This window comes from Methylomarinovum tepidoasis (genome assembly GCF_030294985.1).
GTDB classification, from domain to species: domain Bacteria; phylum Pseudomonadota; class Gammaproteobacteria; order Methylococcales; family Methylothermaceae; genus Methylohalobius; species Methylohalobius tepidoasis.
In genome coordinates this window covers 447,254-472,059 of record NZ_AP024718.1, presented here as the reverse complement: position 1 = coordinate 472,059, position 24,806 = coordinate 447,254, and the positions used below count along the sequence as shown (strand labels likewise).

Annotated in this window: 26 protein-coding genes; 10 read left to right on the top strand and 16 right to left on the bottom strand. The window is 66.8% G+C overall.

The features are described from left to right. Positions 1–100: 100 nt before the first annotated feature. Genes MIN45_RS02355 through secA form a run of 3 tightly spaced genes read right to left on the bottom strand, consistent with a single transcriptional unit; the run spans position 101 to position 5,014 of the window. The gene (locus MIN45_RS02355) at positions 101–1,075 is read right to left on the bottom strand and encodes a Nudix family hydrolase (RefSeq protein WP_286293137.1); all 975 of its coding nucleotides are present in this window, start codon (positions 1,073–1,075) and stop codon (positions 101–103) included. Continuing rightward, entirely contained in the window at positions 1,044–2,264 is a 1,221-nt protein-coding gene (argJ, locus tag MIN45_RS02350; RefSeq protein ID WP_286293136.1) for a bifunctional glutamate N-acetyltransferase/amino-acid acetyltransferase ArgJ, read from the bottom strand. The genes MIN45_RS02355 and argJ overlap by 32 nt, the downstream gene beginning before the upstream one ends. Continuing rightward, positions 2,264–5,014 carry a preprotein translocase subunit SecA gene (gene secA, locus MIN45_RS02345; protein WP_286293135.1) on the bottom strand — a complete coding sequence of 917 codons (2,751 nt, stop codon included), beginning with the start codon at positions 5,012–5,014 and terminating at the stop codon, positions 2,264–2,266. The genes argJ and secA overlap by 1 nt, the downstream gene beginning before the upstream one ends. A 133-nt stretch (positions 5,015–5,147) precedes the next feature. Here secA and MIN45_RS02340 point away from each other — a divergent pair, with 133 nt between their 5' ends. From MIN45_RS02340 to MIN45_RS02325, 4 genes are read left to right on the top strand one after another with little or no spacing between them, the layout of a single operon-like run. Further along, positions 5,148–5,597, top strand: a complete 450-nt coding sequence (locus tag MIN45_RS02340; RefSeq protein WP_286293134.1) for a DciA family protein — start codon at positions 5,148–5,150, stop codon at positions 5,595–5,597. 3 nt (positions 5,598–5,600) lie between these two features. Then, on the top strand, positions 5,601–6,119 hold the full coding sequence (locus tag MIN45_RS02335; protein WP_286293133.1) for a SprT-like domain-containing protein: 519 nt from the start codon (positions 5,601–5,603) through the stop codon (positions 6,117–6,119). Next, positions 6,116–6,316, top strand: a complete 201-nt coding sequence (locus tag MIN45_RS02330) for a hypothetical protein (RefSeq protein WP_286293132.1) — start codon at positions 6,116–6,118, stop codon at positions 6,314–6,316. The genes MIN45_RS02335 and MIN45_RS02330 overlap by 4 nt, the downstream gene beginning before the upstream one ends. A gap of 35 nt (positions 6,317–6,351) precedes the next feature. Next, the gene (locus MIN45_RS02325) at positions 6,352–6,927 is read left to right on the top strand and encodes a DUF2780 domain-containing protein (RefSeq protein ID WP_286293130.1); all 576 of its coding nucleotides are present in this window, start codon (positions 6,352–6,354) and stop codon (positions 6,925–6,927) included. On the opposite strand, the gene MIN45_RS02320 is transcribed toward MIN45_RS02325, so the two are convergent. From MIN45_RS02320 to MIN45_RS02260, 13 genes are read right to left on the bottom strand one after another with little or no spacing between them, the layout of a single operon-like run. Beyond that, a complete protein-coding gene (locus MIN45_RS02320) occupies positions 6,928–7,785 on the bottom strand; it encodes an NAD(P)-dependent oxidoreductase (protein ID WP_286293128.1) in 858 nt (285 codons plus the stop codon). After that, positions 7,782–8,777, bottom strand: coding sequence for a lipoyl synthase (gene lipA, locus MIN45_RS02315; RefSeq protein WP_286293126.1), 996 nt, complete (start codon positions 8,775–8,777; stop codon positions 7,782–7,784). Before lipA ends, MIN45_RS02320 begins: the two co-directional genes overlap by 4 nt. Beyond that, the gene (gene lipB / locus MIN45_RS02310; RefSeq protein WP_286293125.1) at positions 8,761–9,432 is read right to left on the bottom strand and encodes a lipoyl(octanoyl) transferase LipB; all 672 of its coding nucleotides are present in this window, start codon (positions 9,430–9,432) and stop codon (positions 8,761–8,763) included. The genes lipA and lipB overlap by 17 nt, the downstream gene beginning before the upstream one ends. Continuing rightward, positions 9,429–9,692, bottom strand: a complete 264-nt coding sequence (locus MIN45_RS02305; RefSeq protein ID WP_286293124.1) for a YbeD family protein — start codon at positions 9,690–9,692, stop codon at positions 9,429–9,431. Before MIN45_RS02305 ends, lipB begins: the two co-directional genes overlap by 4 nt. Further along, the gene (locus tag MIN45_RS02300; RefSeq protein ID WP_286293123.1) at positions 9,689–10,537 is read right to left on the bottom strand and encodes a D-amino acid aminotransferase; all 849 of its coding nucleotides are present in this window, start codon (positions 10,535–10,537) and stop codon (positions 9,689–9,691) included. The genes MIN45_RS02305 and MIN45_RS02300 overlap by 4 nt, the downstream gene beginning before the upstream one ends. Beyond that, positions 10,530–11,690: a D-alanyl-D-alanine carboxypeptidase family protein gene (locus tag MIN45_RS02295; RefSeq protein WP_286293122.1), complete on the bottom strand. Its 1,161-nt coding sequence runs from the start codon at positions 11,688–11,690 to the stop codon at positions 10,530–10,532. Before MIN45_RS02295 ends, MIN45_RS02300 begins: the two co-directional genes overlap by 8 nt. Before the next feature lie 17 nt (positions 11,691–11,707). Then, positions 11,708–12,448 carry a septal ring lytic transglycosylase RlpA family protein gene (locus tag MIN45_RS02290; RefSeq protein WP_286293121.1) on the bottom strand — a complete coding sequence of 247 codons (741 nt, stop codon included), beginning with the start codon at positions 12,446–12,448 and terminating at the stop codon, positions 11,708–11,710. Continuing rightward, complete coding sequence (gene mltB / locus MIN45_RS02285; RefSeq protein WP_286293120.1) at positions 12,445–13,425, bottom strand: lytic murein transglycosylase B; 981 nt, start codon at positions 13,423–13,425, stop codon at positions 12,445–12,447. Before mltB ends, MIN45_RS02290 begins: the two co-directional genes overlap by 4 nt. Further along, positions 13,425–14,543, bottom strand: a complete 1,119-nt coding sequence (gene rodA, locus MIN45_RS02280; RefSeq protein ID WP_286293119.1) for a rod shape-determining protein RodA — start codon at positions 14,541–14,543, stop codon at positions 13,425–13,427. The genes mltB and rodA overlap by 1 nt, the downstream gene beginning before the upstream one ends. Beyond that, complete coding sequence (gene mrdA, locus MIN45_RS02275; RefSeq protein WP_286293118.1) at positions 14,540–16,375, bottom strand: penicillin-binding protein 2; 1,836 nt, start codon at positions 16,373–16,375, stop codon at positions 14,540–14,542. Before mrdA ends, rodA begins: the two co-directional genes overlap by 4 nt. A 1-nt stretch (position 16,376) precedes the next feature. After that, entirely contained in the window at positions 16,377–16,865 is a 489-nt protein-coding gene (gene mreD, locus MIN45_RS02270) for a rod shape-determining protein MreD (RefSeq protein WP_286293117.1), read from the bottom strand. Continuing rightward, a complete protein-coding gene (gene mreC, locus MIN45_RS02265) occupies positions 16,849–17,721 on the bottom strand; it encodes a rod shape-determining protein MreC (protein WP_286293116.1) in 873 nt (290 codons plus the stop codon). Before mreC ends, mreD begins: the two co-directional genes overlap by 17 nt. Before the next feature lie 12 nt (positions 17,722–17,733). Then, the gene (locus MIN45_RS02260) at positions 17,734–18,777 is read right to left on the bottom strand and encodes a rod shape-determining protein (RefSeq protein WP_286293114.1); all 1,044 of its coding nucleotides are present in this window, start codon (positions 18,775–18,777) and stop codon (positions 17,734–17,736) included. Positions 18,778–18,891: 114 nt separating this feature from the next. On the opposite strand from MIN45_RS02260, the gene gatC reads away from it, so the two are divergent. The 6 genes from gatC to MIN45_RS02230 are packed head-to-tail and all read left to right on the top strand — an operon-like array spanning position 18,892 to position 24,805. Continuing rightward, positions 18,892–19,179 carry an Asp-tRNA(Asn)/Glu-tRNA(Gln) amidotransferase subunit GatC gene (gene gatC, locus MIN45_RS02255; protein ID WP_286293113.1) on the top strand — a complete coding sequence of 96 codons (288 nt, stop codon included), beginning with the start codon at positions 18,892–18,894 and terminating at the stop codon, positions 19,177–19,179. A 23-nt stretch (positions 19,180–19,202) separates the two neighbouring features. Beyond that, positions 19,203–20,654: an Asp-tRNA(Asn)/Glu-tRNA(Gln) amidotransferase subunit GatA gene (gatA, locus tag MIN45_RS02250; RefSeq protein WP_286293112.1), complete on the top strand. Its 1,452-nt coding sequence runs from the start codon at positions 19,203–19,205 to the stop codon at positions 20,652–20,654. Between the two features lie 24 nt (positions 20,655–20,678). Next, positions 20,679–22,115, top strand: a complete 1,437-nt coding sequence (gene gatB / locus MIN45_RS02245; protein WP_286293111.1) for an Asp-tRNA(Asn)/Glu-tRNA(Gln) amidotransferase subunit GatB — start codon at positions 20,679–20,681, stop codon at positions 22,113–22,115. 1 nt (position 22,116) lies between these two features. Then, positions 22,117–23,886 (top strand): tetratricopeptide repeat protein, encoded by a 1,770-nt coding sequence (locus tag MIN45_RS02240; RefSeq protein ID WP_286293109.1) that lies wholly within the window; start codon positions 22,117–22,119, stop codon positions 23,884–23,886. Between the two features lie 12 nt (positions 23,887–23,898). Further along, on the top strand, positions 23,899–24,204 hold the full coding sequence (locus MIN45_RS02235; protein ID WP_286293107.1) for a DnaJ domain-containing protein: 306 nt from the start codon (positions 23,899–23,901) through the stop codon (positions 24,202–24,204). Next, positions 24,191–24,805, top strand: coding sequence for a nucleotide exchange factor GrpE (locus MIN45_RS02230; protein ID WP_286293106.1), 615 nt, complete (start codon positions 24,191–24,193; stop codon positions 24,803–24,805). The genes MIN45_RS02235 and MIN45_RS02230 overlap by 14 nt, the downstream gene beginning before the upstream one ends. The last annotated feature ends 1 nt before the right edge of the window (position 24,806 follow it).

Sequence of the window (24,806 nt, the reverse complement as noted above, 5' to 3'; positions counted from 1 at the left end):
GCGCCGTTCCAGCTCGGCAGGGCGGTTCTTTGTCGCAGAAACTCAGTGGCATGGCAGACTCGGAAGAAAAATTCTAGCGTGGCGCTGATAGCTCGTCTTCTTAAGTGTAGTTGAATCCGTCTTCCGGAAGAAAAGTGCGGATGCCTGCCAGGCCGCGGGCGCCGCAGGTGCGCGCCTGATACAAATGCCGCTGCTGCAACCCCCCGAGGAGGTAGACCGGAAGATTGACCTGCTGCATCCAGTCGTGCGCGCTGTCCCAGCCCAGGGGGCGGGCCTCGGGATGGGTGGGCGTGGCCAGAACGGGGGAGAGGACGGCGAAATCCAGACCCAGGGACTGGGCTTGGCGAAGCTCGGCCAGGGTGTGACAGGCCGCAGCGACCCGGCGCCAGCCCGCCGGCCGCTGGCGGCAGCGTGCCAGGGTGGTGCGATCCAGGTGCAGCCCCAGCCCCGGGGCGGGGGGAAGTTCGAGGTCGGCGCGCACCATCAGCGTGGCGCCGGCCTGCCGGGCCCGGGGCAGGAAGCACCCCAGCAATCTGCGGTAAGCTTCAGGATCGAGGTCCCGGGCCCGCCAGTAGATGAGCGTGTGGCCTGTCGCCAGCAGGTGCTCGAGCCAGCGTCGATAACGTGTCGCCGTCCGCCCGCCTTCGAGAATGGGGTAGTAGGGCGGCAGCCGCAGGGCGGTGACGATGGGGCGGTCGGCGGCCGGCAGGGGATGGCGGTCCAGTTCCTCCGGCGCCACCCAGGCCAGGGGTTGGTCTTCCCGGCCTTCGGGGACGCCTTCGAAGCCGGTGACCTCGAAAACGTCGAGCAGGACGGACCGGTCCGGATAGCGGTGGCGGACCTGGATCAGGGGTTCGGCGGCGGTCACGGCGATGCCCAGTTCCTCGGCCAGCTCCCGGATCAGCGCCTGACGGGCGGTTTCCCCCGGCTCGCACTTGCCGCCGGGAAATTCCCACAGCCCCCCCTGGTGGACGTGCTGCGGCCGCCGGCTCAGCAGCACCCGCCCACCGGCGTCTCGGATCACGCCGGCGGCGACGTGAAGCTCAGGTGCGGTATTCGGCGTTGATGCGGACATAGTCGTAGGACAGGTCGCAGGTGAGGATCTCCGCCCCGGCCTGTCCCCGGCCCAACAGAATGCGGATGCCGATCTCGTCGCGCGCCATCACTTTCTGCCCGGTCGCTTCGGTATAGTCCGGGTCGCGGCCGCCGGCGCGGACGATGCGCACCTCGTCGAGCCAGATCTCCACCCGGCCGATGTCCAGCCCCTCGATGCCGGCGCGTCCCACCGCCGCCAGGATCCGACCCCAGTTGGGGTCGCCGGCGAAGCAGGCGGTCTTGACCAGGGGGGAGTTGGCGACGGTGAAGCCGACCCGGCGGGCTTCCTCCCCATCTGCGGCTTGTTCCACCCGGATGCGGATCAATTTGGTCGCACCCTCGCCGTCGCGGACGATGGCCTCGGCCAGCTCGCGGCAGACCCGGGTGACCGCGGCGGCAAACCCGCCCCAGTCGGGATGGGCGGGGGTCAGGGGGGAATGGCCGGCCCGGCCGGTGGCCATGAGGGCGCAGGCGTCGTTGGTGGAAGTGTCGCCATCGACGGTGATGGCGTTGAAACTGACCGCCACCGCTTCCCGGAGCAGGGTCTGGAGCGCGGCCGGATCGACGTGGGCGTCGGTGCCCACGTAGGCCAGCATGGTGGCCATGTTGGGGGCGATCATGCCGCTGCCCTTGGCGATGCCGGCGACCGTGACCGGCCGGCCTTCGACGCTGCAGGTGGCTGCCGCGCCCTTGGGGCGGGTATCGGTGGTCATGATCGCCCGGGCCGCCGCTTCCCAGCCGGCGGCATCGAGCCGGGCGAGGGCGGCCGGCAGGGCGGCGGTCAGCTTCGCCACCGGCAGGGGTTCGCCGATGACGCCGGTGGAAAAAGGCAGGACCTGATCGGCCTTGCCGCCGCTCAGTTCCGCCAGGGCGGCGCAGGTGGCGCGGGCGGCTGCCAGCCCTTCGGCGCCGGTGCCGGCGTTGGCGTTGCCGGCGTTGATCACCAGCCAGCGGATGTCGCCGCCGCGTGCCAGATGTTCCCGGGCCACGAGGACGGGGGCGGCGCAGAAGGCGTTGCGAGTGAAGGTAGCCGCCACCTGGGCCCCCGGGGGCAGTTCGATGACCGTGAGATCGTCGGCCTCAGATTTGCGGATGCCGGCGTGGGCGGTGCCCAGGCGGATGCCGGCGATGGCCGGCATGGCCGGAAAGGTATCGGGACCGACCGCCATCAACTCAGCTTGCCGTGGCAATGCTTGTACTTTTTGCCGCTGCCGCAGGGGCAGGGTTCGTTGCGGCCGATCTTGCGCCCCTCGCGCACGAAAGGCTTTTGCTCCACCGCCACCCCGCCGTTGTCCTCCTCCAGCAGCGCCGTGGCTTCCTCTTCTTCGAGGGCGGCGATTTCGGCGTGCTCGAAGTGCATTTCCTGCGGGATTTCCTCGCGGCGTTGCTCGTCGATGGCCTCCACATCGGCCTCGCTCTGGACCTGCACCCGCGACAGGGTGCTGATGGTTTCGTGCTTGATGTTGTCGAGCATCGACTTGAACATCTGGAATGCCTCGCGCTTGTATTCCTGCTTGGGATCGCGCTGGGCGTAGCCGCGCAGGTGAATGCCCTGGCGCAGGTGGTCCATGGCCGCCAGGTGTTCCTTCCAGGCGTGGTCGAGGATCTGCAGCATCACCGATTTCTCGAACTGGCGCAGGACCTCGGGGCCGACCTGCCGTTCCTTCTCCTGGTAGCGCTGCTCCGCCGCCTGGATGATCGCTTCCTTGAGGTCCTCGACCTGCAGGTTGGGATCCGCCTCCAGGCGCTGCCTGACCGGGAAGTCGAGGTCGAAGTCGTTTTTGAGGGTCTGTTCCAGCCCGTCCAGGTCCCACTGTTCCTCGAAGCTCTGAGGTGGGATGTGTTTGTCCACCACCTCGGCGATCACGTCGCGGCGGATGGCGTCGAGGATGTCGCTGATGTCCTCGGCCTCCAGCAGTTCGTTGCGGAGCTCGTAGATCACCTTGCGCTGGTCGTTGGCGACGTTGTCGTATTCGAGTAGCTGCTTGCGGATGTCGAAGTTGTGGGCCTCGACCTTGCGCTGGGCGTTCTCGATCGCCTTAGTGACCCAGGGATGTTCGATGGCCTCGCCTTCCTCCATGCCGAGGCGCTGCATCAGGGCGGCAACCCGGTCGGAGGCGAAGATCCGCATCAGGTTGTCCTGCAGCGACAGGTAGAAGCGGGTCGAACCCGGGTCCCCCTGCCGTCCGGAGCGGCCGCGCAGCTGGTTGTCGATGCGGCGCGATTCGTGGCGCTCGGAACCGATCACGTGGAGACCGCCGGCAGCCACCACCTGGTCGTGACGCTGCTGCCATTCCCGGCGCACCTTCTCCTTGGCTTCCTCCGGGGCGTCCTCGCCCAGCTGGGCCAGTTCCGCCTCCAGATTGCCGCCGAGGACGATGTCGGTGCCGCGGCCGGCCATGTTGGTGGCGATGGTCACCGCCCCCGGCCTGCCTGCCTGGGCGATGATGTGGGCCTCGCGCTCGTGCTGCTTGGCGTTGAGCACTTCGTGCGGGATCTTGCGGCGCTTGAGCAGCTGGGACAGGTACTCGGAATTTTCGATCGAGGTGGTGCCCACCAGCACCGGCTGGCCGCGCTTGTGGCAGTCCTCGATGTCCTTGACGATGGCGTCGTACTTTTCCTTGGCGGTGAGGTAGACCAGATCGCTGTGGTCCTTGCGGATCATCGGCCGGTGGGTCGGGATTACCACCACTTCCAGGCCGTAGATCTGATGGAACTCGTACGCCTCGGTGTCGGCGGTGCCGGTCATCCCCGCCAGCTTCTCGTAGAGGCGGAAGTAGTTTTGGAAGGTGATCGACGCCAGAGTCTGGTTCTCCTGCTGGATCGGCACCCCCTCCTTGGCCTCGATGGCCTGGTGCAGCCCCTCGGACCAGCGCCGCCCCGGCATGATGCGGCCGGTGAACTCATCGACGATGATGACCTCGCCGTCCTTGACGATGTAGTCCACGTCGCGGTGGTAGAGGGCGTGGGCCCTAAGGGCCGCATTGAGATAATGCAGCAGGCGGATGTTGTTGGCGTCGTAGAGGCTTTCACCCGGCTGGATCAGGCCGTGTTCCACCAGCAGCTTCTCCACCTTCTCGTGGCCGCGCTCGGTGAGGAAGACCTGCTTGGTCTTCTCGTCCACGGTGTAGTCGCCGGGTTTGGTGACCTCCTCTTCCTTCTCCCCGCCTTCCTGGCGCTCCAGCTGGGGCACCAGTTCGTTCATCTTCACATAGAGATCGGTGCGTTCCTCGGTGGGGCCGGAGATGATGAGCGGGGTACGGGCCTCGTCGATGAGGATCGAGTCCACCTCGTCGACGATGGCGTAATGGTGGCCGCGCTGGACCTGCTCGGCCTTGCTGAAGGCCATGTTGTCGCGCAGGTAGTCGAAGCCGAATTCGTTGTTGGTGCCGTAGGTGATGTCGGCGGCATAGGCCTCACGGCGCTGAGCCTGGTCCATGTTGCTGACGATCACCCCCACCTTCATGCCGAGGAACTGGTACAGCTTGCCCATCCACGCCGCATCGCGCCGGGCCAGGTAGTCGTTGACCGTGACCACGTGCACCCCCTTGCCGGGGATGGCGTTGAGGTAGGCCGCCAGCGTCGCCACCAGGGTCTTGCCTTCGCCGGTGCGCATCTCGGCGATCTTGCCGTCGTGGAGCACCATGCCGCCGATGAGCTGGACGTCGAAGTGGCGCATGCCGAGCACCCGGCGGCCGGCCTCGCGCACCGTGGCGAAGGCCTCCGGCAGCAGGTCGTCGAGGCTTTCGCCGTCCTGGTGGCGTTTTCTGAATTCGTCGGTCTTGGCGCGCAACTGGGCGTCGCTCAGGGCCTGGAACTGCGGTTCCAGGGCGTTGATCTTGTCGACGATCTTGCGTTTCTGACGGATGATGCGGTCGTTGCGCGATCCGATGACTTTCTTGACCAGCTTGCCTAGCATTGTGTTTAAATTCCGAGGTTGATGGGAACGGCGACCCGTGGACTGCCCGCCATTTTACCTTACCCTTGAGGATGGCCGGAAACCGGATCGTCGCATTTTTGGACGCTTCAACCTTAAAAACGTTCAGGAAATGGTGGCCGAAAAATCCCCCAGGCCGGTGCGCGACTGGCTGCGCAGCGCGTCCGGAAACCGCAGTCTGCAGGCCCGCCTGGCGCTGCATCAGCGGCTTTTGACAGCGCTGCGCCGCAGTTTGCCGCCAGCCCTGCGCGATCATTGCCTGGCCTGCGTGTTCGGGCGCGATGGGACGTTGATCCTCTATACCGATTCGCCGGCCTGGGCCACGCAGTTGCGCTATCTTCAGCCCCGCCTGCTGCCCGCGCTTGCGGCCATCGCACCGGTCACCCGGCTGCGGGCCCGGGTGCTGCCGCCGTCACGGCCGCCCGCTATAGAGGCGGCACCACCGCGCCTGCCGCCGCCGGAAATCGTCGCCCAGCTGCGCCAGCAGGTCGCCTGGGTGGCGGACGAGGCGGTGCGCGCCTCGCTGCTGCGGTTGCTGGACACCTGGCGGTCGCACAAGGATTGAAGTATGGAACCACGACCGGAGATACCGCAGATCGCCCAAATCTATCAGCGTCTCGGCGAATTGCTGGCGCTTGCGGGGGCGCATTTCCGCTGGCAGGTACTGCCGGCTTTCGAGGTGGCTTTCGACCTCAGGGGCAAGGCGGCCGGGCAGATGGTCGCCGGCCGCAGTGGGGTGCGGCTGCGCTTCAATCCGGTGCTGCTGCGGCAGAATTGGGAGGACTTCCTGCATACGGTGGTGGCCCACGAACTGGCCCACGCGGTGGTCTGGTGGCAATACGGCAGGCGGGCCAAGCCGCACGGACCGGAATGGCAGGCGGTGATGCGGCTGTTCGGGCTGGAACCGCAGCGCTGTCACGATTACGACGTCGCTGGGGGCCAGGCCCGCCGCCTGCAACGGTTCCGCTACCGCTGCGGCTGCCGCGAGCACGCGCTGACCTCGATCCGCCACGGTCGGATTCAGCGGGGGGAGCGGGAATACGTTTGCAAGTTCTGCGGGCAGCGGCTGGAATGGACGGGCGCTTGAACTGGGACCGGCTGGCCGGCCTCCTGGACCGGGTAGACGGTCTGACCTGGGGCGTTATTACCGTCAATTTGGTATTGATCCTGTTCGCCCGTCACCTGGTGCGCCTGGCTTCCGGTCATGACACGCCACCGGCCTTGTTGCGGCTGCGGGGCAAAGACGAAGCGCCGGAGTTGGGCCCTGCCCGACGGGCGGGGTAGAATCCCCTTTTGCATCAACCAAACGGAGTCAAAAAATGCGTCGATATGCCATTCTGCCCGCGCTGGCGGGAATGAGTCTTGCCGTAGGCTGTGCTGGCCAGGGAGGAAATTCCGGAGCAGCGGCCGCAAGCGCGAACGATTGGGGCAATGCCGTCCGGTCGGCAGCGGATGTCAGCCAGACCACCGGTCGCAGCGGAGCCGCCCTGCGCACGGCCGGATCGCTCGCCGGTCACCCCCTGGTACAGCAGTTGACCCGGCAGCTGGGGGTCGCACCGGAGCAGGCCGCCGGCGGTGCCGGCTTGTTGTTCCAGACCGCCAGGCAAAGGATGGCGCCGGAACAGTTCAAGGCTTTGGAGCAATCGGTGCCGGGCGTGGACCAGCTGATGGCGGCGGCCCCCAAGACCGGCCAGACAAGCGGCGGCCTCTCCTCGCTCATGGGGGGCGCCGGCGATACGGTGAACCAGGCCGCCAATCTGATCCAGGGTTTCAGGCAACTGAACCTGTCTTCCGACATGGTCAGTCAGTTCATCCCCGTGGTGGTGAATTACGTCAAGGAAACCGGTGGCAACGCTCTGGCCAGTGCTCTGCAAGCGGCGCTGGTCGGCGGCTGATCAGGGCTCGTTTCCGGTCACCGTTTCGAAGACACAGGAATAGTCCTCGAAACGGTGATGCTGCAGGGCCCGGCGGTACAGGGCCGCGGCGGCCGTTGGCAGTTTCCCTTCGAGGCCCTGGGCTTCGGCCAGGAACAGGTCGATGTCCTTGACCAGGTGTTCGGTGGGGAAGTTGGGATCGGCGTAGTCGTGGGCCAGCATCCTCGGCAGTTTCTTGTCGAAGGTGGGGGCGTACAGGGCGCTGGCGCGGAGGATGTCCATGAAGGTGTCCACCGACACCTGGTGTTTCTGCACGAAGCCCAGGCTGGTGGCGAAGGCCGTCGTCAGGGTGGCGATGAGCTGGTTGAGGGCCAGTTTGAGGGCCGCCGCCTGTCCTGCAGGGCCGATCAGGCGGATTTCCTTGCCGAGAATGGCCAGCAGCGGCTGCACGGTTTCGAAATCGGTCTGGCGGCCGCCGGCCATGATGATCAGGGTGCCGGCCCTGGCTTCGGGAATACTGCCGAGGACAGGCGCTTCCAGGTAGCGCCCGCCTGCCGCCTCGACCTGCGCCGCTAGGCGCCGGCTCTGTTCCACCCCGACGGTGGCCATCTGTACCAGGATTCTGCCCTCCAGCGGCAATCCCGTCAGCACGGTTTCAGTGGCGGGGTGATCGCTGAAGGTGGTGAACACGATCCGGGCCGGGGTCACCGCGGCCGCCGCTGTGGGTTCGGGACGGACGCCGGCGGCGGCCAGCGCTTCGGCTTTCGCCGCGGTGCGGTTCCAGGCGTGGACGGTGAATCCGTACCGTGCCAGGCGGGCGGCCATCGGCGCGCCCATCAGGCCGGTGCCGAGCCAGGCGATGACGGGGCGATCGCTCATTTTTCTTCTCCTTTTGGAGTGGCTGAAAAGAGGGCTCGGGCCTGCTGGTCGGCGTGATAGGAAGAGCGCACCAGGGGACCGGAGGCCACCTGGCGGAAGCCCAGGTCCCGGGCGTGTTCGGCCAGACGGTCGAATTCCTCCGGCGGCACGTAGCGGCGCACCGGCAGGTGGTCCGGCGACGGCTGCAGGTACTGCCCCAGAGTCAGCATCTCCACGCCGTGGCGGCGCAGGTCCTCGAGCACGGCGACGATTTCCGCTTCCGTCTCCCCCAGCCCCAGCATCAGGCCGGATTTGGTGGGAACCGCCAACGCTTCTCTGGCCGCCTGCAGCAGCCGCAGCGATCCCTGATAGTCGGCGCCGGGGCGGGCCTGACGGTAGAGGCGGGGGACGGTTTCCAGGTTGTGGTTGAAGACGTCCGGCGGCTGGCGGGCCAGCAGCGCCAGGGCCTTGTCCTCGCGGCGGCGGAAGTCCGGGGTGAGGATCTCGACGAGGGTGTCCGGGGCCCGGGCGCGGAGGGCGGCGATGCAGGCGGCGAAATGGGCGGCGCCGCCGTCACGCAGGTCGTCACGGTTGACCGAGGTGATCACCACGTAGCGCAGCCCGAGTTCGGCCACGGCCCGGGCGAGGTGCTGCGGTTCTTCGGGATCGGGCGGTTGCGGCCGGCCGTGGGCGACGTCGCAGAAGGGGCAGCGGCGGGTGCACAGGTCGCCGAGGATCATGAAGGTGGCGGTGCCGTGGCCGAAGCATTCCCCCAGGTTGGGGCAGGCGGCCTCCTCGCACACGCTGCTGAGGCGATGCTGGCGCAGCAGCCGCTTGACCCGGACGACGTTGGGATCGCTGGCGATGCGGATGCGCAGCCAGGCCGGTTTGCGCAGGGGTTCTGCGGCCGGTTCCACCTTCACCGGAATCCGCGCCAGTTTGGCAGCACCCCGCTGATGGGTGTCGGGGCGGCGGCGTGAGGGAGCGCGCAGTTCGTCAAGCGGGTCGGTCATGGCGGATGTCCTCGTCGGGCAGGTTGTCAAGGCGGGTGCTAACGGACGTCAGACCCAGGCGCTTCAGCAGCGCGCCCAAAAGGGGGACGGTCACCTCGTGGACCCCGGCGCCGACGCCGAGATCGGCCAGCCGGGTCATGGCCAGGCCGCGGTAGCCGCAGGGGTCGATGCGCTGGAACGGGGCCAGGTCCAGATCGACGTTGAGGGCGAGGCCGTGGTAACTGCGGAAGCGCCGCACCCGGATGCCGAGGGAGGCGATCTTGGCACCGTCCACATAGACGCCGGGGGCGTCGCGGCGGGCGTGGCCGGCGATGCCGTACTGGCGCAGCACGTCGATGGTGACGGTTTCCAGGGCGGTGACCAGGTCGCGCACGCTCAGACCCAGGCGCGCCAGATCCAGCAGCGGGTAGGCGATCAGCTGGCCGGGACCGTGATAGGTGATGAGACCGCCGCGATCGGTGGCGACCACCGGGATGTCGCAGATGCGGCGCAGGGCGCGGTCGCCGCGCACCCCGACGGTGTAGACCGGTTCGTGTTCCAGGAGCCAGATTTCGTCTTCGGTCTCCCGGGTGCGAGCGGCGGTGAAGCGCTGCATCGCCCGCCACACCGGCAGGTAGGGGCGCCGTCCCAGCCAGCGCAGCCGTACCGTGTTCACAGGGTCATGACCACGTCGGGATGGGCCCGCAGCTCGGTGTACAAGGCTTCGAGCTGCGCGCGGCTGCGGGCGCGGATGGTGACGGTGACCACGGCGTATTTGCCGTTGCGGCTGGGACGGGTGGTCACCGCATTCTCACGCAGGTCGCCGGCGTGCCGGCGGACGATGCGCACCACGTCCAGTTCGAAAGCCTCGGTGCCGGGCCCGAATGCCTTGACCGGCCACTCGCAGGGAAATTCCAGTCCGGTGACCTGGCTCATGACGCTTGCTCGTGGAAACGACGCTTGTAGTCCTGAAACGCCCGGTAGAGACGGCGCCACAGCGGGCCGGGGCGGCCGTCCCCCACCGCCTCGCCGTCCAGCGTCACCACCGGCACCAGTTCGCGGGTGGAGCTGGAAAGCCAGATTTCCCCGGCGCGGGCCAGTTCGGCCGCGTCCAGATCGCGTTCCTGGCAGGGAAGTCCCTGTTCCCGGGCCAGTTCCAGAATCAGGTCGCGGGTGACGCCCGGCAGCAGGTGCGGTCCCTTGGCCGGGGTGACGATGACGCCGTCGACGACGGCGAAGACGTTGCTGGCGGCGCCTTCGGTGACGCGGCCGTCGCGGATCAGAATCGCCTCCTGGCAGCCGCGTTCCGCCGCCTCCTGGCGCAGGAGGACGTTGGCGAGCAGGGTGATGGCCTTGATGTGGCACCACTGCCAGCGGATGTCCTCGTGGGTGATGGCTTTGGCCGGCGCGGGCGGGGCGGTGTCGATGGCGAAGGCCCAGGCCAGCACCGTCGGTTCGACGACCGGGGGGAAGGCGTGGTCGCGCCTGGGCGCCACGCCGCGGGTCACCTGGAGATAGACCGCCTGGTCGGCATCGCCGTCGAGCAGTTCGGTCAGGATCTCCCGCCACTGCGCCCGCCTCAGGGGCGGCTCGAGACGGATGGCGCGCAGGCTGTTTTCCAGCCGCTCGAGATGCTGGTCGAGACGGAACAGGCGGCCGCCATAGGCGGGAATGACCTCGTAGACCCCGTCGCCGAACAGAAAGCCGCGGTCGAGCACCGACACCCGGGTCTGGCTCAGGGGCAGAAAACGGCCGTTGAGATAAGCGCGTGTATCATTCATCGCCATTGGCGCGCCCCGTCCGCCACTGATCGAACAACAGCCAGCCTTCGTCGATGAGGCGGCTGACCAGCCCCCCTTCGGGTGCGTCCTCCAGGGCGACCAGGGGATGCTCGGCGATGGTTTCGTCCCCCACCTTGACCTTGAGCACGCCGACCGCCTGACCCTTGGCGACCGGAGCGGTCAGCCACGGTTCCACGACGATTTCGCTCTCCAGGGCGTCGGCCTTGTCCTTGGGGATGGTGACGTACACCGCCTCGCTGGCGCCGACCGGCAGAGTCTTGCGGGCGCTTTTGTAGATCCTGACTTCCTCCAGGGGTTTGCCGGCGTCCACCAGCCGGCGGGTGAAGAAAAAGCGGAAGCCATAGTTCAGCAGCGCCTGGGAGGCGCTGGCGCGGGCGTTCTCGCTGGCGGTGCCCATCACCACCGAGATCAGGCGCTGGTCACCGCGCTTGGCCGAGGTCACCAGACAGTAACCGGCTTCCTCGGTATGGCCGGTCTTGACGCCGTCCACCGTGGGGTCGCGCCACAGCAGCAGGTTACGGTTATGCTGGGTGATGCCGTTGTAGGTGAACCGCTTGAGCGCGAACCATGGGTAATACTGGGGAAATTCCCGGATCAGCGCCCGGGTCAGGATCCCTAAGTCGCGAGCGGTGGTGTAGTGGTCCGGGTCCGGCAGGCCGGTGCTGTTGACGTAATGGGTGTCGGTCAGCCCTAAGCGCCGGGCGTGCTGGTTCATCAGCTCGGCAAAGGTGCGTTCGTCCCCGGCGATGTGCTCGGCCAGAGCGATGCTGGCGTCGTTGCCCGACTGGACGATGATGCCCTTGAGCAGATCCTCGACCCGGACCTGCTTGCCCACTTCGATGAACATCCGCGAGCCCGGCGCCCGCCAGGCCTTTTCGCTGACGGTCACCCTGTCGTCGAGTTTGAGGTTGCCTTGTTCCAGCTCGTGGAAGGCGACATAGACGGTCATGATCTTGGTCAGGCTCGCCGGCGGCAGGCGCGTCGTGGCCGCCTTGCCGGCCAGGGCGCTGCCGCTGTGGAAATCGATCAGCTGATAGCTTTTGGCCGCCAGCTGAGGCGGTGGCGGAATCACCGCTCGGGCTGGCAGGGCCAGCCACAACAGGGGAAGCAGGAACGGAAGAAGTCGTCGCATGGCGGATTTTTCGGAATTTATGGATTGACGATCAGCGTGGCGTTGAGGCCGAGGTGGCGCAGTTTACGGTCCAGGGCGGCCAGCTCGGTTTTCGACCGCAGCGGACCGAGGCGGACGCGATATAAGGTTTTGCCGTCCCGGCTGACGGCGGCGAGGTGGGGGTTGGGCAGGTGGTGTCGCCTCAGCCGCTGCAGCAGCCGGTCGGCGTTGTCGCGGGCGGTGAAGGCCCCCACCTGCAGCAGCCAGGCCCGGGCGGCCGCAGCGGGGGGCTCCAGCGCCCGGATCTCCACCGGCGCGGTGCCGCTTTTGTCGATGCCGAGCTTGACCGCGGCGGCGTAGGAAAGGTCGATCAGTCGGCCTGGATGGAACGGCCCGCGGTCGTTGACCCGGACCACCGCCTTGCGGCCGTTGCGCAGATTGGTCACTTCCACGTAGCTGGGAATCGGCAGGGTGCGGTGGGCCGCGGTCATGGCGTACATGTCGTAGGGCTCGCCGCTGGCGGTGGGACGGCCATGAAACTTCCTGCCGTACCAGGACGCGATGCCGCGGGCACGGTAGCCTTTGGCGCTGCGCATGACCCGGTACTGTTTGCCGGCGACCCGGTAACTTTCAGGGTTGAGCGCCGGGCGGAAGGGTTCGTAACGGGGCACCGCGTCGGTGACGGCGCTCAGATCCTGCAGCTGCCTGGGCGGGCCGTCGGCCTGCTGGAGGCTGCAGCCGGTGAGGACCAAGGCGAGGGGCCAGAGCGTGCTTTTCATCGTGCGGCCTCCATGCGTTGCCTGATGGCCTGGCTCAGCTGGTGGACCGCCATGGCGTAGAGGCGGCTGCGGTTGTAGCGGGTGATGACGTAGAAGTTGGGTAGTCCCAGCCACGCTTCCGGGCCGGATTCGCCGTCGAGGACGACGACATTTCCCCGCAGGTCCTGCATCCCGGGCAGGGGCGGCAGTTTCAAGCCCTTGGCTTCCAGTTCCGCCAGGGGGTATCTGGCCTCCAGGGTCTCGTCCCCGAGCTTTGCCGCCTCCGCCGGCAGGGGCAGGGCGACCGGCTGGCCGCGCCGCCAGCCGTGCTCGACGAAGTAGTTGGCCACGCTGGCGGCCACGTCGGCGGGGTTGGTCCAGATGTCGCGCTTGCCGTCGCCATCGAAATCGGCGGCATAGCGGCGGTAGCTCGAGGGCATGAACTGGGGCCAGCCCATCGCTCCGGCGTAGGAACCCACCGGTTCGGTGGGCGGCAATCGCTCCTCCCGGGCCAGCAGGAAGAACTGTTCCAGCTCGCGGCGGAAGAACGGGGCCCGGCGCGGATAGGCGAACCCCAGGGTGGCGAGGGCGTCGAGCACCCTGAAACCGCCGGTGCGGGTGCCGTAGAAGGTTTCCACCCCGAGAATGGCGACCACGACCTCGGGCGGAACGCCGTACTTTTGCGCCACCTGATCGAGCAGCCGGCGGTGTCGGCGCCAGAATTCGACCCCACCGGCGATACGCTTCTCGGTGAGGAAGATCTTGCGGTAACGGTGCCAGGGCAGTCCTTCCGCCGGGCGCTGGATGGCTTTCAGGATACCGGCGTCGATCCGGGCCTGTTCCAGCGCTTGGGTGAGGGCGTCGCGGTCGAGGCCGTGGCGGGCCACCAGGGTGTCGATGAAGCGCCGAGCCTCGGGGTGCTCGTCGAGCGGGAGGCCGAAGGCCGGGGCGGCGGCCAACAGCAGGGCGAGCAGGTTGCAGCGGGCGGCAGCGTTCATCAGGAAGGCACCAGTTTGCGATGGGTGTGCAGGGACATCATGATACCAAAGCCCGCCAGCAGGGTGACCATCGAGGTGCCGCCGTAGCTGACCAGCGGCAGCGGCACTCCCACCACCGGCAGCAGGCCGATGACCATGCCGACGTTGACGAACACGTAGACGAAAAAGGTCAGTGCCAGGCCGCCGCACAGCAGGCGGCTGAAGGTGTCTTGAGCCTCCAGGGCCATGGCCATGCCACGGCCGACGATGAACAGGTACAGTCCCAGCAGGGCGGTGCAGCCGATGAGGCCGAATTCCTCGGCCAGTACCGCGAAGATGAAGTCGGTGTGCGGTTCCGGCAGGAATTCCAGATGGGATTGGGTGCCGCCGAGCCAGCCCTTGCCCCGGAGGCCGCCGGAGCCGATGGCGATCTTGGCCTGGATGGTGTGGTAGCCGCGCCCCAGGGGATCCTGCTCTGGATTGAGGAACATCAGCACCCGGTCGCGCTGATAGTCGTGCAGCAGCATCCACACGGCCGGCAGGGCGGCGAGAACGGCGCCGCCGAGTACTGCCAGCAGCCGCCAGGAAATACCGGCATAGAACACCACCGCCCCACCTGCCGTGGCCACCAGCAGGGCGGTGCCCAGATCCGGCTGTTTGGCGATCAGCAGCACCGGCAGCGCGATCCACAGCCCCGCCCAGGCCAGGGTTTTCAGCCCCGGCGGCAGCGGTTGCTGGGCCAGGAAACGCGCCACCAGCATGGGGGTGAAAATCTTGACGAATTCCGACGGCTGGAAGCGGACGAATCCCAGATCCAGCCAGCGCCGGGCGCCCTTGCCCACATCCCCGACCCCCAACACCGCGACCAGCAGCAGGATGCCGGCAGCGTACAGATAAGGGCTCCAGCGATAAAGGGTGCGGGGGTGGACCTGCGCCAGCGCCAGCATGACCGTGAAGGCCAGACCGAGGCGGGCCGCCTGTTTGTAGACCAGCACCGGGTTGCCACCTCCGGCGCTGTAAAGGATCAGCAGGCCGATGCCGGCCAGCGCCAAAAGCCCTCCCAGCAACCACGGATCGATGTGGAGGCGCAGCCACAGGCTGCGCGATTGGGTCGAATAGGTGTCCAGGGTGGCGTTCATGGCTGCCTGAGATGATGGAGAATGATGCGGCGGGCGATGGGGGCGGCCACCGAGCCGCCGTGGCCGGCGTGTTCGGCGATCACCGCCACTGCGATCTTGGGGTGGTCCACCGGGGCGAAGGCGATGAACAGGGCGTGGTCGTGGAGTTCCCGGGCGAGTTTGCTGGCCCGATATTCCTCGTCCTGTTTTACCGTGAACACCTGGGCGGTGCCGGTCTTGCCGGCGATGAGGAAGTCCAGATCCTTAGCGATGCGGCGGGCGGTGCCACGGGGACCGTGGACCACCGCGATCATGGCGTCGACGATGGTGCGGAGGTGGCGGGGGGCGAGCGCAACGCGGCCTTCGTCGGGATCCGGGAACAGCGGCACCGAGCGTTCCCCGCTGACCTGGTAGGCGGCGACGTGAGGGCGGACGAGCCGGCCACGGTTGGCCAGGGTGGCCACCGCCCGGGCCAGCTGCAGGGGCGTCACCTGCAGAAAGCCCTGGCCGATGCCGGCGATCAGGGTTTCCCCTGGATACCAGGGCTGGTGGAAAACCTTGCGCTTCCAGTCACGTGATGGCAACAGTCCGGCCTTTTCCCCCACCAGATCGATGCCGGTGCGGCGGCCGAAGCCGAAACGGTCCAGGAAGTCGTGGAGGCGGTCGATGCCAAGGTTGTGAGCCAGATCGTAGAAATAGACGTCGCACGACTGGGCGATGGCGTCTTTGAGGTCGATCTGACCGTGGCCCCATTTCTTCCAGTCGCGGTAGCGGTGCGAGACGCCGGGAAGCTGGTAGTAGCCGGGACAGAAGATCTCCCGGCGGGCGTCGATGACCCCATATTCCAGTCCCGCCAGCCCCACGAACGGCTTGATCGTGGAGCCGGGCGGATAGCGGCCCCGCAGGGTGCGGTCGAACAGGGGGCGGTCGGGGGAGCGCTGCAGCGCTTGGTATTCCTGGCGGTGGATACCGTAGACGAAGGCGTTGGGGTCGAAGCCCGGCTTGCTCACCAGGGCCAGCACCTGGCCGCTGGCCGGTTCGATGGCGACCACGGCGCCGTTGTGTTCCCCCAGGCCCTCGTAGGCGAGACGCTGTAGATCGATGTCCAGACCTAGATGGAGGTCGGCGCCGGGGCGGGGTGTGACTTCACGCAACACCCGCAGATCGCGGCCGCGGGCGTTGGTTTCGATCTCGGCGTAGCCGGTATGACCGTGGAGCAGTCCCTCGTAGGCGCGTTCGATGCCGACCTTGCCGATATGGGTGGTGCCGCGGTATTCGGTCGGGTCGAGACGTTTGAGCTCGCGTTCGTCGATGCTGCCGACGTAGCCCACCACGTGGGAGGTCAGCTCCCCGTAAGGGTAATGACGCACCAGCCGGGCGTGGATGTCGACGCCGTGGAAGAAAGGCCTGCGGGCGGCGAAACGCGCCACTTCGTCATCGCTCAGATGGAGCTTCAAAGGGATGCTGTCGAAGCGCCGGTGGCGCCGCAGCTGCTGGCGGAAACGGGTGACCTCCTCCGGGGTGACGGTAAGCAGCCGCTGCAGGCGGGCGAGGGTCGCTTCCATGTCCTCGACCTGCTCGGGAACGATCTCCAGGCTGTAGACCGGGACGTTCTCCGCCAGGATGCGGCCGTGGCGGTCGTAGATCAGCCCGCGGGTCGGGGGCAGGGGTGCGATCTTGACCCGGTTGTCGCGGGCCAGCATGGCGTAGTGTTCGTGGCCGAAGATCTGAAGGTAGACCAGACGGGCGACGAGCGCCAGGGTCAGCGCCAGCACTACGGCGGCGGACGTCAGGATCCGCTGCCGGAACAGACGGTTTTCATGAACGGCATCTTTGAGCCGGAAATGCGCCATGTCAGCCCAGGTAGCGGCGTTTCAGGTAACGGCACAGGCTTAGAACCAGCGGCCAGGTCAGCGTTCCCGTCAGCGATGGGAGCCAGTAGGTCCAGGGCAGTCCGCTTCGTCCCTGCAGGAGCTCGAAACAGAAGGTCAGGACCTGGGCGGCGAGCAGGAAGGCCAGGACCAGCAGCATCTGCTGGCTGAGCGGAAAGATACGCAGGCGGGTGTGGAAACGGACGCAGATGAAGGCGGCGACCGCATAGACGAGGGCGTGCTGCCCCAGCAGGCTGGCGGTAGCGGCATCGGTCCAAAGGCCGACGATCCAGGCCAGTCCCACTCCCAGCCGCTGCGGCAGGGCCAGGCTCCAGTAGATCAGCACCAGCATCACCCAGTCGGGATTGAAGGGGGCGATGGCCTCGGGCAGGGCCAGCAGCCGCAGCCACAGCGCGCCGGCGAGGGTCGCTGCGATCAGGGGGTAAGGATTGCGGTCAAGGGCGGGCTGCATCAGCGGGGGACGCCGGCAGGAACGGGGAGGGCGTGTTCTGGCTCCAGGTGATGAGCACTTCGCGGATGCGGTCGAGGGCAGCGGTCGGTTTGGCCTGGATCCTGGCGAAGTGTTTGCCCGGCTGCGGTTCGACCGTGGTGATCCGGGCCACCGGATAGCCCTGGGGGAACACCCCGCCGAGACCGGAGGAAACCAGTAGGTCGCCGGGACGGATGTCCACGTTGTTGGGCAGGTTGGGCAGTTCGAGGTGGTCGTACTCGCCGCTGCCGACGGCGATGGCACGCAGGCCGTTGCGGTTGACCTGGACCGGAATGGCATGGTTGGGATCGGTGATGAGCAGCACCTCCGCCGTCAGTGGCGTGACCCGCACCACCTGACCCACCACCCCGTCGACGCTCACGACCGGCTGGCCGACGTGCACCCCGAACTGGTTGCCCTTGTTGACCAGCACCCGGTGCTCGTAGGGGGCCAGATTGACCGCCAGCAGCTCGGCCACCAGCATCTGCTCGCCCAGCTTGAAGGAGTTGTCCAGAAAGGCGCGCAGGCGGTCGTTTTCCTTCTTGAGCGCCTCGTACTTGAGGGTGCGGCGTTTGAGTTCGGCGACCTGACGTTTGAGGGCCTGATTTTCCGCCACCAGCGCCTGGTGTGCGGCCAGCCGTTCGGACAGCGCTTCCGCGCCCCGGACCGGGGCGCTGGCGAGCCACTGGACCGGATAGACGCAGAAGGCCAGCGCCTGGCGCGCCCAATCGAGGCGGTGGTGGTGGTCCGCCGCCATCAGGGTCAGCGAGGCGATCACGCACAACGCCAGGCGGGCCGGCAGCGACGGGCCGCGGGTGAAGATGGGTTTAGCGGTCAAGGTATGGTGCCGTCATTCCAGGGCGAAAGCGGCCGGTCCCTTTGCGTCTATCCGTTCCAGAATGATGCCGCCGCCGCGAGCGACGCAAGTGAGCGGGTCCTCGGCGATGGAGACCGGCATCCCGGTCTCTTCGGCGATCAGGCGGTCGAGATCCTGAAGCAGCGCGCCGCCACCGGTGAGGACGATGCCCTGTTCGGCGACGTCGGCCCCCAGATCCGGCGGGGTCTGCTCCAGGGCCACCCGCACCGCGCCGACGATCCCGGCCAGCGGCTCCTGCAGGGCCTCGAGGATCTCGTTGCTGTTGAGGGTGAAGCTGCGCGGCACCCCCTCGGCCAGGTTGCGGCCGCGGACCTCGATTTCCCTGACCTCGGTGCCGGGATAGGCGCTGCCGATGGCGTGCTTGATCTTCTCGGCGGTGGCCTCCCCGATGAGGGTGCCGTAATTGCGGCGCACGTAGTTGATGATGGCCTCGTCGAACTTGTCGCCGCCGATGCGCACCGACTGGGAATAGACGATGCCGTTGAGGGAGATCACCGCCACCTCGGAGGTGCCGCCGCCGATGTCGATGACCATCGAGCCGCGCGGCTCGTCCACCGGCAGGCCGGCGCCGACCGCGGCCGCCATCGGTTCCTCCACCAGATAGACTTCGCGGGCGCCGGCCCCGAGGGCCGATTCCTTGATCGCCCGCCGTTCCACCTGGGTGGAACCGCAGGGCACGCAGATCAGCACCCGGGGGCTGGGTTTGAGCAGCTTGCTCTCATGCACTTTGTGGATGAAGAACTGGAGCATCTTCTCGGTGACGCTGAAGTCGGCGATGACGCCGTCCTTCAGGGGGCGGATGGCGGTGATGTTGCCCGGCGTGCGCCCCAGCATCTGCTTGGCCTCCTGGCCCACGGCGGCGATGGTCTTGTTGCCGCGAAGCTTGTCCTCGCGGATGGCGACCACCGAAGGTTCGTTGAGGACGATGCCCTGGCTGGGAATGTAGATCAGCGTGTTGGCGGTGCCGAGGTCGATGGAAAGGTCGTTGGAGAAAAAGCCGCGCAGACGTTTGAACATGGACTTTGGACCTGAAAAATGGCGTTACTTTAACAACCGGATAGGGGATCGGGCAAGGGATGGATTATGATATGCGATTGCTGCATGAAAAACGCTTTCGAGCAGGAGTCCGCCATGTCTCTTTCCATCGAAGAAGTCAAACAGATCGCCTGGCTGGCCCGCATCGGCATCGACGACGCGGCGGCGGCGAAATACGCCCATGACCTGTCCGGAATCCTGGACTTCGTCGCCCAGATGAATGCCGTCGATACCGAGTCCGTCGAGCCCATGGCTCATCCCCTCGACCTGCCGCAGCGGCTGCGGCCCGACGAGGTCACAGAACCGAACCAGCGGGAAAAGTTCCAGGCCATCGCCCCGGCGGTGGAAAACGGCCTGTATCTGGTTCCCAAAGTCATCGAATGAACTTACCGTTTCCAAGGATCGCCATGCACACCAAAACCCTGGCCGAACTGGCCCAAGGACTGCAACGGAAGGAATTTTCCAGCCGCGAGCTGACCGCACATTTCCTCGCCCGCATCGAGCGCCACCAGCCGCAGCTCAACGCCTTCATCACCGTCACCGCCGAACGGGCGCTCGCTGATGCCGAGGCCGCCGACGAAAAGCTCGCCCGGGGCGAAGGCGGGCCGCTCACCGGCGTTCCCCTGGCTCAGAAGGACATCTTCTGCACCGACGGCATCCGCACCAGCTGCGGCTCGCGGATGCTGGACAACTTCCCGGCCCCCTACGACGCCACCGTGGTGCGGTGTCTGGCCGATGCCGGCACCGTGCTCCTCGGTAAGCTCAACATGGACGAGTTCGCCATGGGTTCGTCCAACGAAACCAGCTATTACGGCCCGGTGTGCAATCCCTGGGATCTAGAGCGGGTGCCCGGCGGTTCCTCCGGTGGCTCGGCGGCGGCGGTGGCGGCAGGTCTGGCGCCGGCGGCCACCGGCACCGACACCGGCGGCTCCATCCGCCAGCCGGCGGCTTTCTGCGGCATCACCGGGCTCAAACCCACCTACGGGCGGGTGTCGCGCTGGGGCATGATCGCTTTCGCTTCCAGTCTCGACCAGGGCGGTCCCATGGCCCGCAGCGCCGAGGACTGCGCCTTGCTGCTGCAGGCCATGGCCGGCTTCGACGAACGGGACTCCACCAGCGTGGACGCGCCGGTGCCCGATTACGCCGCCGCCCTCGACCTGGATCTGAAGGGCCTGAAAATCGGCCTGCCGACCCAGTTCTTCCGGGATCTCGATGCCGAAATGGCCCGGGTGCTGGAAGCGGCCGTCGCCGAGTATAGAAAACTGGGGGTGGAGTTCCGGGACATCGAGCTGCCCAACATCGGCCTGTCGGTACCGGCCTACTACGTCATCGCCCCTTCGGAGTGCTCCTCCAATCTGGCCCGTTACGACGGGGTGCGCTACGGCTACCGCTGTGACGATCCCAAGGATCTGGAAGATCTTTACCTGCGCACCCGCGCCGAAGGCTTCGGCGCCGAGGTCAAGCGCCGCATCCTCATCGGCACCTACGCCCTGTCGGCCGGTTATTACGATGCCTATTATCTCAAGGCCCAGAAGATCCGCCGCCTGATCGCCGACGACTTCAAACGCGCCTTCGAGGAAGTGGACCTGATCCTCGGGCCCACCACCCCCACCCCGGCCTTCCGTCTCGGGGAGAAGACCGGCGATCCTTTGTCCATGTATCTGTCGGACATCTACACCATCGCCGTCAACCTCGCCGGCCTGCCAGGCATGTCGCTGCCGGCTGGTTTCATCGACGGCCTGCCGGTGGGCATGCAGCTGATCGGCGACTATTTCGACGAGGCCCGCCTGCTGGGCGCCGCCCACCGTTATCAACAGGTGACCGACTGGCACCGGCGCCTGCCGGAAGCCTTCGCCTGAACCAATCGCAGAGGAATCGACACGATGGAATGGGAACCTGTCATCGGGCTGGAGATCCATGTCCAGCTCCTTACCAAATCCAAGATCTTCTCCGGGGCTTCCACCGCTTACGGTGCCGAACCCAACACCCAGGCCTGCGCCCTGGATCTGGGGATGCCCGGCACCCTGCCGGTGCTCAACGAAAGGGCGGTACGCCTGGCGGTCCGGTTCGGGTTGGCGGTGGAGGCGGAAATCGCCCGAAGGTCGGTGTTCGCGCGCAAGAACTACTTCTACCCCGATCTGCCCAAGGGCTATCAGATCAGCCAGTACGAGCTGCCGGTGGTGGGCAGGGGGCATCTGACGATCCATCTGGACGGCCGGGAAAAGCGCATCGGCATCACCCGCGCCCATCTGGAAGAAGATGCCGGCAAGTCCCTGCACGAGGATTTCCATGGCCTGACCGGCATCGACCTCAATCGTGCCGGTACCCCGCTGCTGGAGATCGTCTCCGAGCCGGACCTGCGCTCGCCGCAAGAAGCGGTCGCCTACATGAAGAAGCTGCATCAGCTGGTGGTGTGGCTCGGCATCAGCGACGGCAACATGCAGGAAGGGTCGTTCCGCTGTGACGCCAACGTCTCGGTGCGGCCGAAGGGGACGGAGAAATTCGGCACCCGCACCGAGATCAAGAACGTCAACTCGTTCCGCTTCGTCGAGCGGGCGATCGCCTACGAGATCGAACGCCAGATCGAGGTCCTGGAATCCGGCGGCACCATCGTCCAGGAAACCCGTCTCTACGATGCCGACAAGGATGAAACCCGCCCCATGCGCACCAAGGAGGAAGCCAACGACTATCGTTACTTCCCCGACCCCGATCTTTTGCCCCTGGTCATCAGCGACGATTTCATCGAGAAAGTACGCCGGGAGCTGCCGGAGCTGCCGGAGCAGCGTTACCACCGCTTCATCGACCGGTACGGCCTCAAACCGTACGATGCCGAGGTGCTCACCGCCACCCGCGAAATTTCCGACTACTACGAGCAGGTGGTCAAAGAAGCGGGCGTCGATCCCAAGTTGGTCGCCAACTGGGTCATGGTGGAGCTGTCCGGCGCCCTCAACAAGGCCGGCCTCGACATCGCGGCGAGCCCGGTAAGCGCCGACCGCCTCGCCGCTCTCCTCAAGCGCATCGCCGATGACACCATCTCCGGCAAGATCGCCAAGCAGGTGTTCGAGCTGATGTGGGAGACGGGCAAGGACGCCGACACCCTGATCGAGGAGAAGGGCTTGAAGCAGATCACCGACACCGGCGCCATCGAAAAGATCATCGACGAGGTGATCGCCGCCAATCCCAAACAGCTGGAACAGTACCGCGCCGGCAAGGACAAGTTGTTCGGCTTCTTCGTCGGCCAGGTGATGAAGGCCACCGGCGGCAAGGCCAATCCCAAACAGGTCAACGAACTGCTACGAAAGAAGTTACAGGAAGGCTGAGATGGACGCACGGCGGCAGGCGCTGTTGGCTTTGGCCGGCGACGAGGCGGCGATCGCCGCCTTGCCGGCCGATTCTCCCCTGGCGCGGTACTTGCCGGCCGCCCAGACCGCCCTCGAGGCCTTCTGCCGGGGAGACGATGCGGCCATGGAGGCGGCGCTCAAGCAGATTCCCTTTCGCTCCCCCTACCGGGATCTGCGCTGGTGGCTGTCCGCGTTGGCTTGGCATCCCCGGGATCAGCGCCGGGTCGGGGAGCGGCTGGCCCGGATCGGGGAGGATTCGCCCTTCCGGGAAGCGGCCCGGCTGACGCCGGCATTCCTGGAATCCCTGCGCCCTGCAAAGACCGGCGCCGAGGCGTTGTTCCACCAAGCGTTAGCCCGTGCCCGGAAGGATGACGATCCGTCCTGGCCGAATCTGCTGAAGCAGCTGCTGGTTCACTGCCCCCAGTGCCGGGAGGATTACGAGCGCCATTTCGGCCCTTTGGACGAGCTGGACCGCCTGCGTCTGCGGGCGCTGCATCTGGAGCGTTACGGTGATCCCCGGGAGGCCTTCCAGACCTGGGTCCAGCTGGGCAAGGTCTATCAGACCCGCGGCGACTCCCTGAGGGCCGCGGCTGTGGCCCGGCACCGGGCCGTGCTGGCGCGGCGGCATTTCGGCCCGACGGCGGCGGAAATCGAACCCAGCCTGGTTCTGGCTTGCCACCTGGATCCCGAATGCCGCCAAAGTTGGCTGGAACTGGCCGATTATTACCGCCTGTGCGGGAATCACAAACGCCGCCGCCAGGTGCTGGAAGCGGCTTTGGAGACGTTCCCGGAGGATGATGCCTTTCTGGCCGCCCTGGCGGAGGCGGCTTTCGAGCGCGGTGCCTACAAGAAGGCCATCCGCCTGTTCGGCCGGGTCCTGGCCCGAAATCCTCTCGACCGCAAGGCACGCCGCCGCCTGTTCGATGCCGTCGTCGCTCAGGTGGGCAGGCAGCTGGCGGCCGGCCGCGGCGATCTGGCCCGCAAGGAAGTGGCCGCCGTCGAACGTTTGGCTGAGACGCCTAAGGACCGGGCCCGCTTGCTGGCCCTGGAAGGCATCATCCGCCGACAGGCGGGACTGGCCTCGGCGGAAATCCAGTTTTACCGTGCCCGCGAGCAGGCGCCGGCGCCCTGGGGGGACTGGCTCATCGCTCTGCTGCAGATCCGCCTGGGGCGGCCGGAAGCCGAACTTCAGACCCAAATCAAGGCGTTGAAACAGGCGATGGATCTGGCCTCCCGGCAGCCGCCTGACAAGACCCAGATGTTGGCCCTGCTCGACGAGGCGGCCGCGGTGGCGGCGCATCATCCGGAAGCTGTCTCGCGTTTGTTTTCAGTCGGCAGGCGCTACTTCAAGTGCGCGTTGACGCTGCCCTGGACTTGGGATGAACTGCAAGCTCTGGGCGAGCGTTTGCTGACGTTGGAGTGTTGGCAATGGTTGCGGGATCTGGTGCGCCGGCATCCGGCCTGGGGGGAAGGCGATCCCCGGCTGGTTTATTTCGACCTGGCGGCCAAGAGCCGCGGGGTTCCCGGCAATCTGGATCTCATCGAGGTGCAGCGACTGGTGAGGGCATCGGAAACGGCAGCTGTCCAGGGACAGGATTGGCTGATCCCCCGTATCGATGCCCTGCTGGCGGCCAATCCCGCTCCACCGGCGCCGGTGGAGACGCCGGATGCCGCGCCGGTTCCGCAGTCGCCCGCGGAAATATTCGAAACTGCCCGTGTATGGATGACGGGCTGGTTCAAAAAAGCGTGAGATCGAAATGAAATGAAATCCTTAGACCCTTATGCCGTGCTGAAGATCGGGCCGGATGCCGGCGACGAAACCATCCGCCGCGCCTATCTGGACCAGGTGCGGCGGCATCCCCCTGAACGGGAGCCTGAGGCGTTCCAGCAGATCCAATGGGCCTACGAGCAGATCAAAGACGAACGCAGCCGTATCCACTACCAGTTGTTCCACGTGACGGAACCGGAGAAAATCGCCGCGGCGTTGCCGGCCGGCCGGCCTTCCCTGGCGCAGCTGCGGGCGTTGTTGCGAGACTGCGCACAGGTGCAGGAAGATGGACAAAGCTGAATTGTTGGCGGCCTTCGAGCAGCTGCTCGAAGAGCACCCCGAAACGCCGGAAACGGAAGTCGGCCTGGCCCAATTGTTGACTGAAATGGCGGCGCTGCGCACCGAGGTCCGCGGCGAGAGCCGCCAGGCCAGGCAAACGCTCACCAGTCTGCAGCAGGCGCTGGAAACCTTGAGGCGGGAAAGCACCCGCCACGAGGACGCGCTCGCGCGCGCTCGACGCCGCGCTCTCGAGCCCCTGCTGCGGGAAGTGCTCGACTGGCGTGATCGCCTTGCCGCCGGGGTCGAGGCCCTGGAACGCTGGCGGCCCGGTTGGTTCAGGCGCTGGCTGCTGGGAAAGGAACTCGACCGGCTGCGGGCCATCATAGCAGGACAGCGACTGACGCTGACGCGCCTCGATCAGGCCCTGGCAGGTATGGACGTGCACCGCCTCGAAACCCTCGACCGGCCCTTCGAGCCCCGTTGCATGCGGGTGGCGGAAGTGGTGCACGATGTCGGCCGCCCGGCAGGCGAGGTGGTGGCCGAGACCCGGCCCGGCTACCGCTGGGGCGAGGAAATCCTGCGGCCGGCGGAAGTCGTCGTCAACCGAACGGAACAGGAGTGAA

Excerpts from the sequence above, each read along its gene's own strand:
- MIN45_RS02355 (WP_286293137.1), bottom strand. The coding sequence starts at position 1,075 with ATGTCCGCATCAACGCCGAATACCGCACCTGAGCTTCACGTCGCCGCC.
- argJ (WP_286293136.1), bottom strand. The coding sequence starts at position 2,264 with ATGGCGGTCGGTCCCGATACCTTTCCGGCCATGCCGGCCATCGCCGGC.
- secA (WP_286293135.1), bottom strand. The coding sequence starts at position 5,014 with ATGCTAGGCAAGCTGGTCAAGAAAGTCATCGGATCGCGCAACGACCGC.
- MIN45_RS02335 (WP_286293133.1), top strand. The coding sequence starts at position 5,601 with ATGGAACCACGACCGGAGATACCGCAGATCGCCCAAATCTATCAGCGT.
- MIN45_RS02325 (WP_286293130.1), top strand. The coding sequence starts at position 6,352 with ATGCGTCGATATGCCATTCTGCCCGCGCTGGCGGGAATGAGTCTTGCC.
- MIN45_RS02320 (WP_286293128.1), bottom strand. The coding sequence starts at position 7,785 with ATGAGCGATCGCCCCGTCATCGCCTGGCTCGGCACCGGCCTGATGGGC.
- lipA (WP_286293126.1), bottom strand. The coding sequence starts at position 8,777 with ATGACCGACCCGCTTGACGAACTGCGCGCTCCCTCACGCCGCCGCCCC.
- MIN45_RS02305 (WP_286293124.1), bottom strand. The coding sequence starts at position 9,692 with ATGAGCCAGGTCACCGGACTGGAATTTCCCTGCGAGTGGCCGGTCAAG.
- MIN45_RS02300 (WP_286293123.1), bottom strand. The coding sequence starts at position 10,537 with ATGAATGATACACGCGCTTATCTCAACGGCCGTTTTCTGCCCCTGAGC.
- MIN45_RS02295 (WP_286293122.1), bottom strand. The coding sequence starts at position 11,690 with ATGCGACGACTTCTTCCGTTCCTGCTTCCCCTGTTGTGGCTGGCCCTG.
- MIN45_RS02290 (WP_286293121.1), bottom strand. The coding sequence starts at position 12,448 with ATGAAAAGCACGCTCTGGCCCCTCGCCTTGGTCCTCACCGGCTGCAGC.
- mltB (WP_286293120.1), bottom strand. The coding sequence starts at position 13,425 with ATGAACGCTGCCGCCCGCTGCAACCTGCTCGCCCTGCTGTTGGCCGCC.
- rodA (WP_286293119.1), bottom strand. The coding sequence starts at position 14,543 with ATGAACGCCACCCTGGACACCTATTCGACCCAATCGCGCAGCCTGTGG.
- mrdA (WP_286293118.1), bottom strand. The coding sequence starts at position 16,375 with ATGGCGCATTTCCGGCTCAAAGATGCCGTTCATGAAAACCGTCTGTTC.
- mreD (WP_286293117.1), bottom strand. The coding sequence starts at position 16,865 with ATGCAGCCCGCCCTTGACCGCAATCCTTACCCCCTGATCGCAGCGACC.
- MIN45_RS02260 (WP_286293114.1), bottom strand. The coding sequence starts at position 18,777 with ATGTTCAAACGTCTGCGCGGCTTTTTCTCCAACGACCTTTCCATCGAC.
- gatC (WP_286293113.1), top strand. The coding sequence starts at position 18,892 with ATGTCTCTTTCCATCGAAGAAGTCAAACAGATCGCCTGGCTGGCCCGC.
- gatA (WP_286293112.1), top strand. The coding sequence starts at position 19,203 with ATGCACACCAAAACCCTGGCCGAACTGGCCCAAGGACTGCAACGGAAG.
- gatB (WP_286293111.1), top strand. The coding sequence starts at position 20,679 with ATGGAATGGGAACCTGTCATCGGGCTGGAGATCCATGTCCAGCTCCTT.
- MIN45_RS02240 (WP_286293109.1), top strand. The coding sequence starts at position 22,117 with ATGGACGCACGGCGGCAGGCGCTGTTGGCTTTGGCCGGCGACGAGGCG.
- MIN45_RS02235 (WP_286293107.1), top strand. The coding sequence starts at position 23,899 with ATGAAATCCTTAGACCCTTATGCCGTGCTGAAGATCGGGCCGGATGCC.
- MIN45_RS02230 (WP_286293106.1), top strand. The coding sequence starts at position 24,191 with ATGGACAAAGCTGAATTGTTGGCGGCCTTCGAGCAGCTGCTCGAAGAG.